Annotated in this window: 15 protein-coding genes; 8 read left to right on the top strand and 7 right to left on the bottom strand. The window is 65.4% G+C overall.

The genetic code is table 11. From position 1 onward, the window contains the following. Together ACHFFZ_RS09690 and ACHFFZ_RS09685 are read right to left on the bottom strand one after the other, a co-directional pair. The coding region (locus ACHFFZ_RS09690) for a hypothetical protein (protein ID WP_394276429.1) at positions 1-371 on the bottom strand (371 nt) is incomplete at its 3' end. A gap of 678 nt (positions 372-1049) precedes the next feature. Continuing rightward, complete coding sequence (locus ACHFFZ_RS09685; RefSeq protein ID WP_394276428.1) at positions 1050-1277, bottom strand: hypothetical protein; 228 nt, start codon at positions 1275-1277, stop codon at positions 1050-1052. A gap of 87 nt (positions 1278-1364) precedes the next feature. Between ACHFFZ_RS09685 and istA the strand changes: the two genes are divergently transcribed. The 6 genes from istA (at position 1365) to ACHFFZ_RS09655 (ending at position 6445) form a co-directional block, all read left to right on the top strand. Beyond that, entirely contained in the window at positions 1365-2615 is a 1251-nt protein-coding gene (gene istA / locus ACHFFZ_RS09680; protein WP_394276427.1) for an IS21 family transposase, read from the top strand. Then, positions 2612-3451 carry an IS21-like element helper ATPase IstB gene (istB, locus tag ACHFFZ_RS09675; protein WP_040161810.1) on the top strand — a complete coding sequence of 280 codons (840 nt, stop codon included), beginning with the start codon at positions 2612-2614 and terminating at the stop codon, positions 3449-3451. Before istA ends, istB begins: the two co-directional genes overlap by 4 nt. Positions 3452-3543: 92 nt before the next feature. After that, positions 3544-3894 carry an ArsR/SmtB family transcription factor gene (locus tag ACHFFZ_RS09670; RefSeq protein WP_394276426.1) on the top strand — a complete coding sequence of 117 codons (351 nt, stop codon included), beginning with the start codon at positions 3544-3546 and terminating at the stop codon, positions 3892-3894. Further along, positions 3894-4481 (top strand): cadmium resistance transporter, encoded by a 588-nt coding sequence (locus ACHFFZ_RS09665; RefSeq protein WP_386769156.1) that lies wholly within the window; start codon positions 3894-3896, stop codon positions 4479-4481. Before ACHFFZ_RS09670 ends, ACHFFZ_RS09665 begins: the two co-directional genes overlap by 1 nt. A 708-nt stretch (positions 4482-5189) precedes the next feature. Continuing rightward, the gene (locus tag ACHFFZ_RS09660; RefSeq protein WP_394276425.1) at positions 5190-5858 is read left to right on the top strand and encodes a hypothetical protein; all 669 of its coding nucleotides are present in this window, start codon (positions 5190-5192) and stop codon (positions 5856-5858) included. Further along, positions 5858-6445 carry a hypothetical protein gene (locus ACHFFZ_RS09655; RefSeq protein ID WP_394276424.1) on the top strand — a complete coding sequence of 196 codons (588 nt, stop codon included), beginning with the start codon at positions 5858-5860 and terminating at the stop codon, positions 6443-6445. The genes ACHFFZ_RS09660 and ACHFFZ_RS09655 overlap by 1 nt, the downstream gene beginning before the upstream one ends. 23 nt (positions 6446-6468) lie before the next feature. Here the strand turns inward: ACHFFZ_RS09655 and ACHFFZ_RS09650 are convergent, their stop codons facing one another. From ACHFFZ_RS09650 to ACHFFZ_RS09630, 5 genes are all read right to left on the bottom strand, one after another. Next, entirely contained in the window at positions 6469-9498 is a 3030-nt protein-coding gene (locus ACHFFZ_RS09650) for a type I restriction endonuclease subunit R (protein ID WP_394276423.1), read from the bottom strand. A gap of 17 nt (positions 9499-9515) precedes the next feature. Beyond that, complete coding sequence (locus tag ACHFFZ_RS09645) at positions 9516-10724, bottom strand: restriction endonuclease subunit S (protein WP_394276422.1); 1209 nt, start codon at positions 10722-10724, stop codon at positions 9516-9518. Continuing rightward, entirely contained in the window at positions 10717-12222 is a 1506-nt protein-coding gene (locus tag ACHFFZ_RS09640) for an N-6 DNA methylase (protein WP_394276421.1), read from the bottom strand. Before ACHFFZ_RS09640 ends, ACHFFZ_RS09645 begins: the two co-directional genes overlap by 8 nt. A gap of 161 nt (positions 12223-12383) precedes the next feature. Continuing rightward, positions 12384-14333, bottom strand: coding sequence for an N-6 DNA methylase (locus tag ACHFFZ_RS09635; RefSeq protein ID WP_394276420.1), 1950 nt, complete (start codon positions 14331-14333; stop codon positions 12384-12386). Further along, positions 14330-14767 (bottom strand): NYN domain-containing protein, encoded by a 438-nt coding sequence (locus ACHFFZ_RS09630; RefSeq protein WP_394276419.1) that lies wholly within the window; start codon positions 14765-14767, stop codon positions 14330-14332. Before ACHFFZ_RS09630 ends, ACHFFZ_RS09635 begins: the two co-directional genes overlap by 4 nt. A gap of 487 nt (positions 14768-15254) precedes the next feature. Here ACHFFZ_RS09630 and ACHFFZ_RS09625 point away from each other — a divergent pair, with 487 nt between their 5' ends. Then, a complete protein-coding gene (locus ACHFFZ_RS09625; protein ID WP_394276418.1) occupies positions 15255-15533 on the top strand; it encodes a hypothetical protein in 279 nt (92 codons plus the stop codon). Positions 15534-15794: 261 nt separating this feature from the next. Further along, positions 15795-15946, top strand: a 152-nt coding sequence (locus ACHFFZ_RS09620; RefSeq protein ID WP_394276430.1) for a transposase, incomplete at its 3' end; no start/stop codon positions are given.

The raw sequence follows: 15946 nt of genomic DNA, 5'->3' as shown, positions 1-15946 counted from the left end.
ATACTGGTGGTGACTTTGAGGTCACCGGCGGCTGCGAGCATCGCCTGCGCGGCGGGTCCGGTACGAGCCAGGCGGATGCGCGCCTCCCACGCCTTGCGCTCGGCCGGGGTGGCCCACAACCGCACGATGCTGCCCTGGGTGGTGGCGTCGATCGACAAGGTCCCGAGCAGGCCCGAGGCGGCGAGCTCGTCGAGCTGTACGGCCAGGTCGGGCGTGGGGGCGATCGGCCCGCCAAAGGCAGCCCCACACAACGGATGCGGATGACACGTCACCGTCGGGCCGGCAGGGGCAGGGGTGAGGTGGAGCCAGTCGAGCTGCTCGCGAATCCCACTGTCGAGACGGGCCATCGATTCCACCAGCCGATGTTTCATGTCTACCAGTAGAACAGAAGTCTTTCACTCTTTCTACTGTTTGTAGATATCTTCTTGTCATTGAGTTTCACCGGGCTCCTCACGGTGGGTCCAGCCGTACCGGCCGAGCCGACACCTTCCGGATCCTCGCCTGGGGCGTCGATCATCTCCTCACCCCACGCCATCGGAGCCCAGCCCTTGCCACACGCCAGCGCCACGACCTGCGGATTCGGACACTCCGGATTCCACCCCTGCTCGTACACGGTCGCGACGGCCGTGCGGGTCCTGACTGCGGCTTGGCCGGTGCCACCGTTGACCAGCCTCCCGAAATTGCCTGGCAGCATCCCCAGCTGGTGAGTCCGTTCAACCCGGGTGTTGCCACAGCCACAAGAGACTGCAGGCGCCGCACCACGCCCACCGCATCGACCAGAGCACCGCCGACCAGAGCCAGCTCGACGGCCAGGATCCAGCCGGCGATGGCGCGGCGCTTCCGCTGAGTCGGGGATTCGCGCCACCCGTCGACTCACAACCAGGTGCCACCGTAATGCAGGTTGCTCATCGTCGAGGTGCTCACGCGAGCAGTTTCCGCGATCATCTTCCACCCCAGCCCCAGCGTCGTTGAGAACTGCAGCCAAGCAGCGGACAGGACCTACCAGCTATGGAAGCCTCACGACCCCGCACACAGCCGAGCCGCGTAGCTCACCGGGCCACGGACCGCTGGACCTTCCCCCCACGCGAACCGGGAGCGCTCACGGCTGGATCCCACGGCACTTGTACTCGGCGCACGGCACTGCCACTTCGCTGCCACAATCCAGCGCCTTGGTAGTGGGTCCGGTCGCGGTCGAGGTCTTCGGCCAGCTTCTCAGCGAGCACACTGACCTGGTCGTTGAACATCATCAGCCGGGCCATGTCACTCGACTTTCCCATCCACAGACGGTTACGTGTCGACGACGGGTGAAACCTATGCAGGAAACGACGGGCGAAAACTGAGCAGCCCGGAGGAACCTGTCAGGGGTGATCACTGTGGAGGACTGGGCCGAGATCCGTCGGCTGCACCGTGCTGAGGGCCTCTCGAAGGCCACCATCGCCCGCCATCTGGGCATCTTGCGCAACACCGTCGCCGCCGCTCTCAAGTCCGACCGGCCACCCCAGTACCACCGCCCACCGTCCGGGTCGCTGGTCGACCCGTTCGAGACGCAGATCCGCCAACTCCTCGCGCAGTACCCGACGATGCCCGCGACCGTGATCGCCGAACGCATCGGCTGGCGCCACTCCATGACGATCCTCAAGGACCGCATCCGCATCCTGCGGCCGTACTTCCAGCCACTAGACCCCACCGACCGGATCACCTACCAGCCCGGCGACCTGGCGCAGTGCGACCTGTGGTTCCCCGCCACACCCATCCCCGTCGGCCACGGCACCGAACGGATCCTGCCGGTGCTGACCATGACCTGCGGCTACTCCCGCCACACCAGCGCGGTGATGATCTGTTCCCGCAAGGCCGGCGACATCTTGGCCGGCATGTGGCACATCCTCACCTCATGGGGGCGCGTGCCGCGAACGCTGGTGTGGGATCGGGAAGCCGCGATCGGCGGCACCGGCAAACCCTCGGCCGAGGCCGCCGCGTTCACCGGCACGCTGGGTGTCCGCCTCCACCTCGCCCCGCCCCGCGACCCGGAGTTCAAGGGCCTGGTCGAACGCCGCAACGGCTACCTCGAAACGTCCTTCCTGCCCGGCCGGGTCTTCACCAGCCCCGCCGACTTCAACACCCAGGTCACCGACTGGCTGGCCACCCACGCCAACCAGCGCCGTATCCGCGCCCTCGGGGCCAGCCCCACCGAACGCTGGACCACGGATCGGGCCGCGATGCTCGACCTGCCACCCTTGCCGCCCGTCGTGGGTCTGCACCACAGGGTCCGCCTCGCCCGCGACTACTACATCCGTGTCGACGGCAACGATTACTCCGCGGACCCGCGCGCGATCGGCCGGTTCGTGACCGCGACCACCACCGGCGACCAGGTCCGGATCGTGTGTGACGACGCCCTGGTCGGGCTCCACACCCGCTGCTGGGCGACGGGCCAGACGATCACCGACCCCGCCCACCAGCGCATCGCCCACGATCTGCGCCACGCCTACAACCAGCGCGCCCGCCACACCCCGACCACCCGCGCCCACGACGACGGACACGTCGTCGCGATCCGCGCCCTGCCCGACTACGACGCCCTGTTCGGCGTCGACTTCCACACCCACCAAGGAGCCTCATGACCAGCAAGACCACCGCCCCGAACACCCAGCCCACCACCACCACGGGCTTCACAGCGTCTACCAGTCAGGACGGGGAACGGATCGCCTCCCAGCTCGCCTTCCTCACTCGCGTGCTCAAGATGCCCACCATCGCCAAGACCTGGTCCGAGATCGCCGACCAGGCCCGCGACCTGGGCTGGTCCCACGAGCAATACCTCGCCGCCGTCCTCGAACGCCAGGCCGCCGACCGGGAAGCCGCCGGCACCATGATGCGGATCCGCACAGCCCACTTCCCCGCCATGAAGACCCTCGAGGACTTCAACTACGACCACCTCCCGTCCCTACGCCGCGACCTGCTCGCCCACCTCGCCACCTCCACCTACGTGTCGAAGGCCGAGAACGTGGTCCTGCTCGGGCCGCCCGGCATCGGCAAGACCCACCTCGCGATCGGCCTGGGGATCAAGGCCGCGCAAAACGGCCACAGCGTCCTGTTCGACACCGCCAGCGCCTGGATCAGCCGACTCCAGACCGCCCATCAGGCAGGGCAACTCGACGCCGAACTCAAGAAGATCAAGCGGTACCGACTGGTCATCGTCGACGAGGTCGGCTACCTGCCCTTCGACGCCGACGCAGCCAACCTGTTCTTCCAACTCGTCGCGTCCCGCTACGAACAAGGCTCCATCATCGTCACCAGCAACCTGCCCTTCGGCCGCTGGGGCGAAACCTTCTCCGACGACGTCATCGCCGCCGCCATGATCGACCGCCTCGTCCACCACGCCGAAGTCCTCGCCCTCTCAGGCGAGTCCTACCGCACCCGCGCCCGCCGAGAACTCCTCACCAAAGACCGCAACAACTAGGGGCAGAGAAGAAGATGCGTGGCTGGGGGGCACCCCACCTCGCGCCAGGGCTCACCCATCAACACGTCAGCTGCTGCTGTACTATTCAGCACATGCTGACCATTTCTTCGCGTCTTGACGCCCTGAACCGCATCGGACGGGCCCTGGCTGACCCCACCAGAGCGCGCATCCTGTTGAGCCTGCTGGATGCGCCCTCGTATCCCGCCGAACTCGCCCAGAGTCTGGACCTGACCCGGTCGAACGTGTCGAACCATCTGGCCTGCCTGCGTGACTGCGGCATTGTCGTGGCCGAGATGCAGGGGCGCAAGGTCCGCTACGACATCGCCGATCATCACCTGCGCGACGCTCTCACTTCGCTGGTCGAGGTGACACTGGCCGTGAACGACGCCGCACCCTGTCTCGATCCGGCCTGCAGCGATAGCGCCTGCCAGGAGGTCCGCTGATGTTGGCCACCATGATCCAGGCCGTCGGCCTGTTCGTCGCGACCAACATCGACGACGTCATCGTGTTGTCGCTGTTCTTCGCTCGTGGCGCTGGCCGCGCAGGAACCACGCGACGCATCGTCGTGGGTCAATACCTGGGATTCCTGGGCATCCTTGGCGCGGCTCTCCTGACTACTTGGGGCGCGAGCCTGGCCCTGCCGGAATCCGCCATCCCCTACTTCGGTCTGATCCCCCTGCTCTTGGGGCTTCGCGCCGCATGGGAGGCATGGCAGGGCGAGGACGATGACGAGCTCGATGACCGCAAGAAGGTCGCGCCGTTGACCGTTGCGGCTGTGACCTTCGCCAATGGCGGGGACAACATCGGTGTCTACGTCCCCGTCTTCCTCAGTGTCAGTCCAGCCAGCATCCTGACCTACTGCGCAGTCTTCCTGCTGTTCGTCGCAGTCCTCGTGGCCATTGCGAAGTTCGTGGCCACCCGGCCGGGCATCGACGAGGCCCTCGAGAAGTCCGAACACATCCTGTTCCCACTCGTCCTGATCATCTTGGGCGTCGTGATCCTTGTCCAAGGAGGCGCTTTTGGCCTGTGATCTCAGTCGGACGGCGCCCGGACCTGCTCAGTTTTCAGGCGTCGATTCCTGCTCACTTTTCGGCCGTCGTTGACACAACCGCCCCAGCGCCCCGCACTCCACACCGACGCGCACACCAGCAACCACCGAGACCCACTCCTCGCCCCGACCCACCGGCACCACACAACCCCCCAGGACCACCAAGCCCCCGCCCACCAACCCAAGCCCCACGGCACAGCACCAGCCATGCACCACACCCGACCCCACCCCAACCACACCCTCAACGAACCCCTCGCACACACCACCTGGGGGCAGTCCCCCGGGAGCGCCGAGGGTCTCGCGCGTTCAGCCACGCACCGGAGGCCGCCCGGCGATCAGGCGAGCACGGGAATCAGCGCGTCGGCGTCGTTGCTGCGGCTGACGGCCGAAGAGCCGGCCAGGTCAGGCTGGTCAAGAACCATCACGAGCGGCATCAGGGGAGATGGTATGTCCCTTGATCCTCCCGTCACGCGCCGCCTTGATGGAGCCCATCGATGGCGTCACTGCCCTGTTCCGGCGCCGCTGACACTCTTCAAGAGAACTGGGGGCTCGGTCGAGGTCCCGCTTCCCGAGACTGCCCTCCGGAGAAGCAGCGATACGCGCAGATGAAGTCTGTGGAATCACGGAAACAATCGAACCGAACAGCGTGGCCTGCCCCAGCCCGGACATCACTGTGATCAGGTCGAACGCATGACCTCCCCCACCACCGCAGACCTGGACCTGGTCACCGCTGACCTGCGCGTCCTGCTACCGGCCACCCCGCTGCCATGGCCCGGTGGTTACCCCGACCAAGCAGAACTCGCCCTCATCGACGCCGTCCTCTCGATCCGCGCCCGCTACGGCCAACCCCATAACGGCGTCAGGGGCCAAGTCGCCCGATGGAACACGCACCGCGGCGGTCGGGCCAACGACCTGCGCGTCCTGGCTGACACCGACCCCGCCACAGTCCTCACCAACCGCCAGATCCTGGCCGGCGGCCGCATCAAACCAGACGTCATCCGCGACGCCGCCCGTCGCCTGGTCAACGCCGGCCTGGTCACCGCCGGCGACGTCTTGGCCCACCCCGACCAGACCAGAGCCGCCTACACCGCCACCCCCGGGCTGTCGAACGTCACCCACGACTACTTCGTCATGCTCTTGGGCACCGACACGGTCAAGCCCGACACTTGGATCCTGCGCTACCTCAATCAGCTCCTCGGCCACAGCGTCACCCCCGCCCAAGCCACGGCCCTCATCGCCACAGCCGCGCAGCGCCTCGACCGCCCTGCCCGCGAGGTCGACCACCAGATCTGGCAACACATGCGCAGCCGCCGGGCAGCCGTGACCACCATCCCCGAGCTCGACAGGACTGACCGCTGATGCCCGTCTGTGCCGCCCAAGACCAGTTCGCCGCGGCCGCTACCGCCGCCGGTCTCCACCTCGAGCGCGCCACTGCGCCCTGGCTCAACCGACAAGGACACTTCGCGCTGCCCGACCAGTGCCGCGACATCATCCCAATCCTCGAGCAGGCGTTCATCCTGCTCGGCGGGGACCAAACCGCACAGCGCGGCAAAACCCGCACCCCGCTGCCCGGCGACCTCATGGACCCCGACCGCCGCATCATGATCGAGACCGACGAAGTCCAACACTTCACCACCCACCGCCTGGCCACCCTCGACCTGATCCCCAACGGCTACCCGCTCGGCTACGACCCCGCCCAATACCGGCGGCTGTGCCACACCCACCACCACAAGGCCGACAACTACTACCGACGCAAGAACGCCACCGGATTCGGCCCCGGCGGCCGACAACGCCAACGCGCCTACAACGACCTCCTACGCGACCTCGCCGCCCCCTGCATGGGCTGGACCCTCATACGAATCCCGATCCTCGACGCCGACGGCACCCGCGCCTTCACCGACAACACCACCCGCCTCACCACCACTAACCAGCTCCATTGCTCGTGACCCGCATGGCCAACGAACCACTACTAGTAGTGGGCGCTGATGTACTCATAGGCCCTTTCGAACAGTCCAGGCACCTTGTGCAGCTGGTGGCGCCCGAGCACGGCCCTGACCTCTTTGCGGACCAAGCGGTCACCCTCGTTGGTGTCGGCCCAGCCTTCGTAGCTGACTTGCTTGACGATGGCGTCGACGTCGAGGACGACGCGTTCGATCATCACCGGCGCGTCGCCAGGGGCGAACTCGCGGAAGATCTGGGTGAGCGCACCGACGCGTGGGTCGGGCAGCAGGTCCAGGGTGCCAGCCGCGTCAGCCTCTTCGGCCACGGTGAGATCGGTAGCAAGCTGGAAGGCGTCACGGAGCCAGTCGATGGACTGCTGCGCTGCGGCGAGAGTGCGTTCGCGCAGGTTGTCGAGGCGTTCCGCCAAGGACTTGTAGACGGGGTGCAGGTCGGCGGGGTTGGTGGTCATCTTCTTCTTCAGCCGGTCGGCGATGGAGTCGATGATGTCGTCAGCGCTCTTGCCCTCCACCTCGCCCCGGTCGCCGATCAGCCCTTCGTCCAGCAGCTGCTGCACGGTCTCCGCGTCTGCGACGACGACTTCGGAGGCGTGGGTGACAGCGATGTCGTGCATGTGTTCGTGTACCAGGGCGAGTGTCTTCTGCCCGAGGCGGTGCCACAGCAGATCCGCCGCGGGAGTAGTGGGGGCGATGGAGGCATACACCTGAGCCAGGAAGCGGTACTGGGCGCGGTATGGCTGGAGTCGTTCGTGTGGGGCCAGCGATTCCCAGATGCCTTCGAGCATCTGGAAGTCAGCGGCGAAAGTGTCCTCAGCAGCTTTGTTAGGCATACGGGCTTGGGCGTCCATCAAGGTCTGCGGGCCGGGGGTGGCCACGTCGATCCCGGAAAAACGCAACATCGTGTGGTCGAGCTGGGACACGAACACATCCAGCAGGCCGTCGATGTCAACCTTGCGGCCCCCATCGGGATCTGCGGGCATCATCGCGCGGGCGAAGCCTTGGCCGAGGCCGACGTAATCGACGATCAGGCCGTAGCGCTTCGCATCACCGGTGTCCTTGTTACGCCAGGTGCGGTTCGCGCGGGTGATGGTTTGGAACAGGGTGTGGTCCTTCAACGGCTTGTCCAGGTACATCACACCCTCGATCGGGGCATTGAAGCCGGTACCGAGCTTGGACGTGCACACCAAGAACTTCAGCGGATCGCCGGCACTGCGGAAGCGGTGCAGGAGGGCTTCCTCCTGAGCAGGGGCCAGCTGGAAACGGTTCCAGTCGGCCGGGTCAGACTTGCCCTGCCCGACCGTCATGACGACCGCGACCTCGTCGCGCACCGGCGCTTCGGCGTTCGGATCCTCTGCGGCAGCCGCGACCTGAGCGTCGTATCGGGCCTGCAGAAGCCGGTCGAGCTCGTCGTGATAAGTAACGCAGGCACCCCGGTCGACCACCACCACCTGGGCCTTCATACCCAGCGGATCGACCGTGGTGTAGAAGTGATCGACCAGGTCCGCGCACACCGCCGCGACGCGGTGGGGGTTGGAGAAGAACGTGGAGGTGCGCGACGCCTTCTTCGCCAGCAGGTCACGCTGTTGCTCGTCGAGCTCTTCCTCGTCGGCCATCGCGTCGAAGGCCTCGTCCAGGGCTTCACGATCCAGGCTGAACTCGACCTTGCGAGGAGCGACGTGAATTGGGACAGTCATGCCGTCTCGGATCGAGTCGTCGGTGCCGTAGGTGTGCAGCGTCTTGTCGGTGTCCTGGTCGTCGCCAAACACGGCGAAGGTGTCGTGGTCGGCGTTGGCGATCGGGGTGCCGGTGAACGCGACCAAGGTGGCGTTCGGCAGGGCGGCGCGCATCGCCTGTCCCAGGTCGCCTTCCTGGGTGCGGTGGGCCTCGTCGACCATCACCACGATGTTGTCGCGTTCGTTCAGTAGCCCAGCGTTGGCGAACTTGTGGACGGTCGAGAACACCAGCCCGCGCCGATCCGAGTGCAGCAGCTCACGCATCTCGCCGGCCGTATCGGGAGCCTGGATACGGGGCATGCTGGTCGTGCGGAACTGGTCCCACATCTGGGTGACCAGCTGCACCCGGTCCGCGACCAGCACGATCGTGGGGTTCCGTAGCGCCGGATCGCGCAGCAGCTTCCCGGCAGCGAACACCATCGCGAGCGTCTTGCCTGATCCCTGCGTGTGGTAGATCAGCGCCCGCCGACGGGTCGGGTGCTTGGCGCGCTCCACGATCAGGTTGACGGCCTCGTACTGCGGGTAACGGGCCACGATCTTGTGCAGCCCCGCACCGTGATCGGCGTCATCGGGCCGCTCGAACAAGGTGAAGTCACGCAGCATGTCCAGCACCACCCGGGGGGCCAGCATGGACGACGCCGCATCCAAAACTCTCTGCAGCCGCGGCGCGCCCTGGTCATCAGCAGAGCCCCACGGCATCCACCGCCCCACTGGGGCACCGACACCGGCGTAGCGGAACTGCTTGCCGTCGGAGGCGAACACGAAAGCGTTCGCGGCGAAGAACGCCGGCCACTTCGGCTGGTACACATCCACCAGCTCAGTCGCACCGGTCATCCACGACAAGCCCTTCACCAGTGGCGTCTTCAACTCCCCCACCACCAGAGGGAGACCGTTGACCCACAACACCGCATCAAACCGGGCCGCGGCACCGGGGGTGCCGTACCGCACCTCCTCCGACACGATGAAGCTGTTGTTGTCCAGATTGTCGAAGTCAATCAGCCGCACAGGATCAGATCCGTGGATGCCCTCATGGTCGACCACTACCAGTCCGCGCAGCCATCGCGACATGGCCAAATTGGTCTCCACCAAGCCTTCGTTGGCCGCCAGTAGTGGCAGCATCTTCACCTGGCGCAGCACCGGCTCGACCCGGGACTCGTCCTCAGCGATCTGCGGGTTCAACCGCACCAGTGCCGCCGCCACCTCTGAAGTGATGAACGGGTCGTCATCAGTACGATCCAGCAACCGCCCCGGAACCTGCTGCCACCCCGTGCCGGCGATCGCCTGCACCAAGGGGGTCTGCACACTCATCAGCTCACCCAAACCACTCACACCACGGCCTCCTCGTCGATCAGCTCGTCATACGACGTGGGAACCTCGTGCTCACCGGTTAGCAGCACCGACAGCAGGTTCGTGCGGAGCTCACGGAGCGAGGCGACCGCGGCTGCCTGGGCCACCCTCGAGTCATCGAGAGCGCGCACCTCGTCGGCGACGTGCTGCTGCTGACCGGTATCGAGCTTCGGGACTCGCAGGGCGCGCAGGTGTTTCTGGTTTACCGACGGAAGCGCACCGACTTGAGCGAAGTCGCCCAGCTTGACGGTCCGCATGAACCCGAACAGGAACCACGGATCGACCCCCGGACCGGGCACAAGGCCCATCACGTTGTTGTCGAACGCGGTGTCGGTCGCCAGAATGCGACGCTTCTCCGTCAGCAGTGCAGCGCCAACCTTCGGAAACACAGTGGTCCCAGCCAGCCACGCCTTAGCCTTGAGCGTCTTCAACCCGTCCACGGTGACGTAGTTGTTCGCCCGCAGAATTTCTGTCTCGTTGCCCGGCAGGTTCATGTCGCTGACCTTGATGAACGGGATAGTGCCATCGGGATCGCCCTGCGCAGAGGGCTTGAACGCCGCACCTGAAGCAAACGACGAGATATCCTCCAAGCCGACCACCGGCCCGTCGCTGGTGTCGAACAGAGAGGCGAGCCGCGCAGTCGTGAGCTCAGCCAATGCCGCCCGGGTGGTCTCGACGGCTTCGATAGCGTCGTCGAGGGCGCCGACCAGGTCCACGATGCGCCGCTGCTCCGCCAACGGCGGCAAGAAAACCGGGATCGACTTGAATGCCCCAACGGACAAGGTCTTGCGCCGCAAGACACTTCCGGTGCACCGAGACGCCATCTGCTCGTGGAAATGTGGCGAAGTGGTGAGCAGTGACATGAATGTCGGCAGCAGGCGATCGGCATCGATCCTGAAGACCGGGAAAGTTTGCGGGGTGACGAAACGCCCGGATTCTCTCTGAGTGACGACTGCTGAAGGAGCCTCGAAAGCAGTAATCGTGCGATAGACGAGGTCTTCCTTCTCGACTCGCATCAGCTTGGAAAACTTCTGGGCACTGCCCTTGATCGGTTCTCGTTCCACGAATCCCCAGCCGCTGCGCTGAACTCCGAGAATGACGTACTCAGCGTCCGGCTCCACTGAAGTGAAGTCCTTGCGCTGGACGATGAGTTCGCCGAGCTGAACCTCATTCCAACCGTCACGCATGGATGCCCGCCGCCTTCAGCTTCACGTCAAGGGTGTCTTCGGCGTCGCGGAGTGCTTCTCGGGCCTCTAGGTAGGCGGTGAGGGCGGCGTCGACGTCGACGTCGACGGCGGTCTCCGTGCGCAGGTAGTGGCCGATGTTCAGGTCGTGGCCGTTGTCGGTGATCTCGCTTAGGTCGACCAGGCGCACGTTCACCCCTTCGGCACCGTCGCGGTTACCGTCGGTGGTGTAGGCGCGGTGGATGGCGTCGATGTCGGCTTCGGACATGGTGTTCTGGTTCTTGCCGGCCTTGTAGCGGGCGGTGCCGTCGACGAACAGCACCTTGCCTTGGCGGTCGGCGGGCTTGTCCTGGCGGAAGATGAGCAGGCAGACGGGGATGCTGGTGGAGTAGAACAGGTTGTTCGGCAGCCCGATGACGGCTTCGAGTAGGTCTTTTTCGAGGAGGCAGCGGCGGATGTCGCCTTCCTTGCCGCCGCGGAACAGGACACCGTGGGGCATGACGACCCCGACGCGGCCGGTGCCGGGTTTCATGGTGGTGATCATGTGTTGGATCCAGGCGAAGTCGCCGTTCTTGGCTGGCGGTGTGCCGCAGATGTTGCGTCCCCACGGGTCCTTTTCCCACTCGGCTGCGCCCCAGTTCCGCAGGCTGAACGGCGGGTTGGCGATAGCCACGTCGAAGTGGTCGAGCTGACCGCGGGTGGTGAAACGGGGTTCGCGGAAGGTGTCGCCGCGGCGGATAGTGAAGTCCTGCACACCGTGGAGGTAGAGGTTGATCTTCGCGATCGCGGCTGTGGTGAGGTTGACCTCTTGACCGGCCAGGCGCAGGGTGCGGGGGTCGCCACCGGCGGCATGGACGGCGTTGACGGTCTCGACGAGCATGCCGCCCGATCCGCAGGCGGGGTCGATGACGCTGTCGCCGGGCTGGGGGGCGAGGATCTTGACAAGCAGGTGCACGACGTGGCGGGGGGTGAAGAACTCGCCAGCCTTCTTTCCTGAGGCTTCGGCGAACTCCCGCAGCAGGTACTCATACGCGGCGCCCAGGAGGTCACCCTGGACGTGGTCGGGGTCGAGCTTGACCGCGTGAAAGGCGTCCAGCAGGGCGACGAGCGCAGTTTCGGGTAAGCGGTCGGTGTTGGCCCAGTTGATGTCTCCGAACACTCCAACCAGGTCTGGGTTGGCCTGTTCAATTCGGCGAAGCACCGAGTTGAGCTTCACTCCGACGTTGGTGACGGTCTGGTGAACATCGCGCCAGTGACAGCCTGCGGGGACGGTGAAGGGCTGGAAGTCGGCCTCGATCTCGTCGTCCAGGTCGTCGCCCCATTGAGCCAAAGCTTCGGCGTGGTGATGATCCCAGGAGTCGCTGATCCACTTGAAGAACAGCACGGGGAACACGTAGGCCTTGAAGTCGCCCGGGTCGACGGGGCCGCGCAGCGCGTTCGCGGCGTCCCATAGGACACGTTCCAGCTGCTGCTGGCTCATCTGGGTCGTGCTGGTAGTCACTGATGGATTCCTTGGATGGGTCGGGTGTGTGGATGACCTGGCCGGTCACCATTGTCGCGGGCTGTCAGGAGGGACTTTGCCATGCAGGTGGGACAAAAGCGGGGACCGGCGGGTGTGCCGGGGGTGCCCAGCCCGTAGTGGGCTGGGCACTCCCCTGCCGATCACGATTGGGGGTTCGTGAGAGGTGCGTTGTAGCGGACGGCGTTGCGCAGAGCGATGGTGACGTCGTCGGCGTGACGGGCGAGGCGTGTGGCGAGCTGGTGGATCTGCTGGGCTTGGTTGATTGCGGTAGTGATGCACTGTTGGTCAGCCAGTGTCGCCATGGGGATGGTGAGTTCCTTGACGGGGGCTCTGGTGATGGTGGTGCCGGCCTGCAGGTCATTGTTCCACTCCCCCATGAGCATCGCGGCCAGGTAGTCGGGGCTCAGCACGTCGGGGTTTGTGATCCGAAGCCGGGTGATGCCGGTGCCGTGCAGGTGTCCACCGCTGTGGTCGACGATGGCGCGGATTGTGTTCATGGTGGTGACCAGCACGTCCCCAGGATGGGTGAGATCCGAGTAGGTGTGGTCGGGTGCGGGATCCGGGAGTGTGTTGTCGCGAATCATGGCGGCGGTGACCAGGTGTGCTTCGAGTGAGGCGTCGGCATCACGGTAGCGGCCAAAAGCCTTCCCGGGGCGCTGTTCGAGGACGTCCTCGCTGAGAAGCTCGGCGATGATCATGGCTCGGGTGTCGGCCAGGTCTGGCGCGTCACCCATCGCGGCGACCTGGGCATCGAGGTCGCCGGTCAGGCGAGTGACTTGGGTGATGGCGTCTCGGTAGGTCGTGACGAGCTGCTCGGGGTCCACGGTGGTCTGGTCGGTCCAGCGCTGGGGTGTGAGGTTGGCGCCGTCCTCGATCAGGTCGCCCACGCTGACAGTGATGTGAGGCAGGTCGCGACGGGCTACGGAGTCCGTAAGCCAGGACGCAACGTGGTCCTCGGGGGCGTGGGTGCGGGAGGCATCGATGAGCAGAACTTGCCCATCATGATTGGTCCGGGGTGCGCGCAGCACCCACAGTGCCAAGGCGATGGCGGTGTGGGGCACCATCTTGCCGGGCAGCGCAATGATGGCCTCAATACAGCCGGCATCCAGCAGTGCAGCGCGGATGTGAGCTTCCTTCCCGCCGCGAAACAGGGGCCCCATCGGGGTGATGACGTAGCCGCGCCCTTCGGGGGCGAGGTGAGCAATCACGTGCTGGAGCCAAGCGCTGTCTGCGCTGGTACGCGGCGGGAGACCGAAGACGAAGCGGCTGTCCGCGAACCGTTCGTCAGCGTCCATACGTAGACCGAACGGGGGTTCAAGGATGATGGTGTCGGCCACCAGGTCAGGGTCGGGATCACTGGCCAGCACGTCGGCTTGGCGAAGGTCCAGTTCGAGGGACCGGAGCCGGGCCCGATCCTCGGCCAGACGCAGCGCCGCGCTGTAGATGTCTCGTCCGACAAGGCGACTCCAACGGTGACTGTCATCGGATGCACCGATCAGCGCAGCAGCAATACCGCAGGCGGGGTCGTAGAGCACACCATGGGAACGGGACGCGGCGAGATTGGCCAAGAGCGTGGAGGTGCGTGACCCGACGAATCCGGCCTCACCGCCCATCTTGCCCATCGCTTTGGCGGTGCGCTCCAGAACAAAGTCCGCGACAGCAGCAGCCCGATCAACAGGAACGTCGGCGATCGCATCACGCACGGCCTGGAGGTCCTGCTCCCGGATTGGCTGAGCGATACGTGCGTAGCTGTCATGGGAGAACGGGTCGAAGGAGTTGCCGGTCGCGTGTTCAGTGAGGAGAGCGACCACCAGGGATGCGGCGTCACGCAGGTCAACGACGCCGCGCAGATGGTTCATCGCGGCCCAGACCGCGGCCTGCCCGTCATCGGTTCGCAGGGCATGCCCGTGATCGGTGAGCCACGAGATGATCTCGGGGCTGGAGAACAGAGGTTTGGTGGCGGTCCCCCCGGCGGGCTTGGGGAAGTCATCAGCGCGGTTGCGCCAGTTGCTCACCGCTCCTCGGGAGACGCCGGCCAGGTCGGCGATGTCGCTGGCCGTGAGCAGGCCCTGAGCCTGCGGGCGGCTCATGCCGCACCTGCCAGCCGCGTCTCGGATGCCAACAGGGTGGTGCGGTAGGCGGCCAGCCGCAGCCGCTTCGCGCAGTGATTCATCCAAGCCACCACGGTGACAACCGTACCGGCAGCCTGCAGAGCAGTCACAGCTTCAGTGAAGATGCCATCGCCAGAGGCGAGCACCACCTCGTCATACCGGGCAGCAACCTGCTCGGTGGCGAGCACCTCAAGCAGCGCAAGGTCGGCACCGTCCGGTCCGGACTTGGCGACGATACGCGGTCGGGTGCCTTCCCATCCCAGCCAACTGTTCAGCACTCCGACGTGACTCACGCCAATGACCACATGGTCACCACCGTTCAGGCCCATGCTGCGGCGCAGCTCTTCCTGAACCAGATGCGCCTGCCATGGCGCCATCACGCCACCTTGGGCGATGTTCTCAATGTCGACCACCACGAGACGGTGGTGCATATGACGGGGGCAGGGACCCTGCCCCGCCGCAATGTTGTGTACGTTTCGCTTCATGGATAAGACAGTAGATCACGTTTTCACTTCATGTCAAGTGTGAACTGTATTCACATCATCTTCTGTGGGGATCGTGCTCACAGACATCGACACAGTGGAGCCAGCTTCCGGCGGCTTTCCTGAACCACATGGCGGGCCACGGCAGCAGCGGCGTCAGCCTTCGTTGTGCCTACAAAGGTCCGGCATCCTGCATCCACGACCCGGCCCCTCCGAGAGCGGCCTCCTACGAAGTGGTTGTTTCATGCGAGCTCGGCATCGCCGGTGGACCCTTCCCAGTCCTCCATGAAGCCCTCCCGTGGGGGACGCCCCGCCGTGCCGTCTTGTCCTTGCCTCAGAACTTGGCGCCACCTTCTTCGCGTAGAAGGACACCTCTTTGACCGTGACGCCATGGCCTTCGCGCTTGTTGATGGCGCAGATGACAACCAAGCAGGCCCTGCAGCACCAATCCTTCTTCTCGCGGGTTCCCCGGACCTTCAAAGCTACGAAGGTCTTCTCAGCCAGATGGGCCGCAGAAAATGAGCTACTCCGAGACACCATCACTGTGGGCATCCTGGCTACTCCCGCGTACGCGCGTGAGGAGCTCGTCCAGCGGGTCGACCAGCTCATGCTGGGCGGTGGCGGTGGCGGTGCGTTGCATCGCGTCAGGAAGTCTTGTTTCCATGACCAGGACTGCATCGCACTGACCCGGATCTGACACTGACCGCTCCAGGGTGTGACCACCCTCTACTGCACGCGTTCTGTGCCACGTCCAGGGCGCTCATGCTGTTGACTACCTGATGCGCTTGCGAAGGCCTGCCAGTCGTGACCTGCCGAAAGTTATGGTCATCGACATGGCACCAGCAGCGACGACGCTCCGGGCAGGACTGTGACCCTGGGCTGACCCCGTTTTGTAGGTCCGGTGGTTCTGGGAGTCGTCCTGTCGCCCGTGGTTGCGGGCAGGGAGACTGGTCAGATCATGTCGAACATCAGGAAGCGTCACACCCCGGAGCAGGTCGTCCGCAAGCTCGGGCAGGCCGACAGGATGCTCGCCGACGGCAGCGACATCGCCGCGGTGTGTCGGGAGCTTGGGATATCCGAGCAGACGTATTACCGGTGGCGTAACCAGTA

This window comes from Luteococcus sp. (assembly GCF_043424415.1).
Classification (GTDB): Bacteria; Actinomycetota; Actinomycetes; order Propionibacteriales; family Propionibacteriaceae; genus Luteococcus.
Note: the sequence above shows the minus strand (reverse complement) of the source record. Positions and strands in the feature narration are given on the sequence as shown.

Bases quoted from the DNA above. Each gene is read 5' to 3' on its own strand.
- ACHFFZ_RS09685 (WP_394276428.1), bottom strand. From the start codon at position 1,277: ATGGGAAAGTCGAGTGACATGGCCCGGCTGATGATGTTCAACGACCAG.
- istB (WP_040161810.1), top strand. From the start codon at position 2,612: ATGACCAGCAAGACCACCGCCCCGAACACCCAGCCCACCACCACCACG.
- ACHFFZ_RS09670 (WP_394276426.1), top strand. From the start codon at position 3,544: ATGCTGACCATTTCTTCGCGTCTTGACGCCCTGAACCGCATCGGACGG.
- ACHFFZ_RS09665 (WP_386769156.1), top strand. From the start codon at position 3,894: ATGTTGGCCACCATGATCCAGGCCGTCGGCCTGTTCGTCGCGACCAAC.
- ACHFFZ_RS09660 (WP_394276425.1), top strand. From the start codon at position 5,190: ATGACCTCCCCCACCACCGCAGACCTGGACCTGGTCACCGCTGACCTG.
- ACHFFZ_RS09655 (WP_394276424.1), top strand. From the start codon at position 5,858: ATGCCCGTCTGTGCCGCCCAAGACCAGTTCGCCGCGGCCGCTACCGCC.
- ACHFFZ_RS09650 (WP_394276423.1), bottom strand. From the start codon at position 9,498: ATGAGTGTGCAGACCCCCTTGGTGCAGGCGATCGCCGGCACGGGGTGG.
- ACHFFZ_RS09645 (WP_394276422.1), bottom strand. From the start codon at position 10,724: ATGCGTGACGGTTGGAATGAGGTTCAGCTCGGCGAACTCATCGTCCAG.
- ACHFFZ_RS09635 (WP_394276420.1), bottom strand. From the start codon at position 14,333: ATGAGCCGCCCGCAGGCTCAGGGCCTGCTCACGGCCAGCGACATCGCC.
- ACHFFZ_RS09625 (WP_394276418.1), top strand. From the start codon at position 15,255: ATGACAACCAAGCAGGCCCTGCAGCACCAATCCTTCTTCTCGCGGGTT.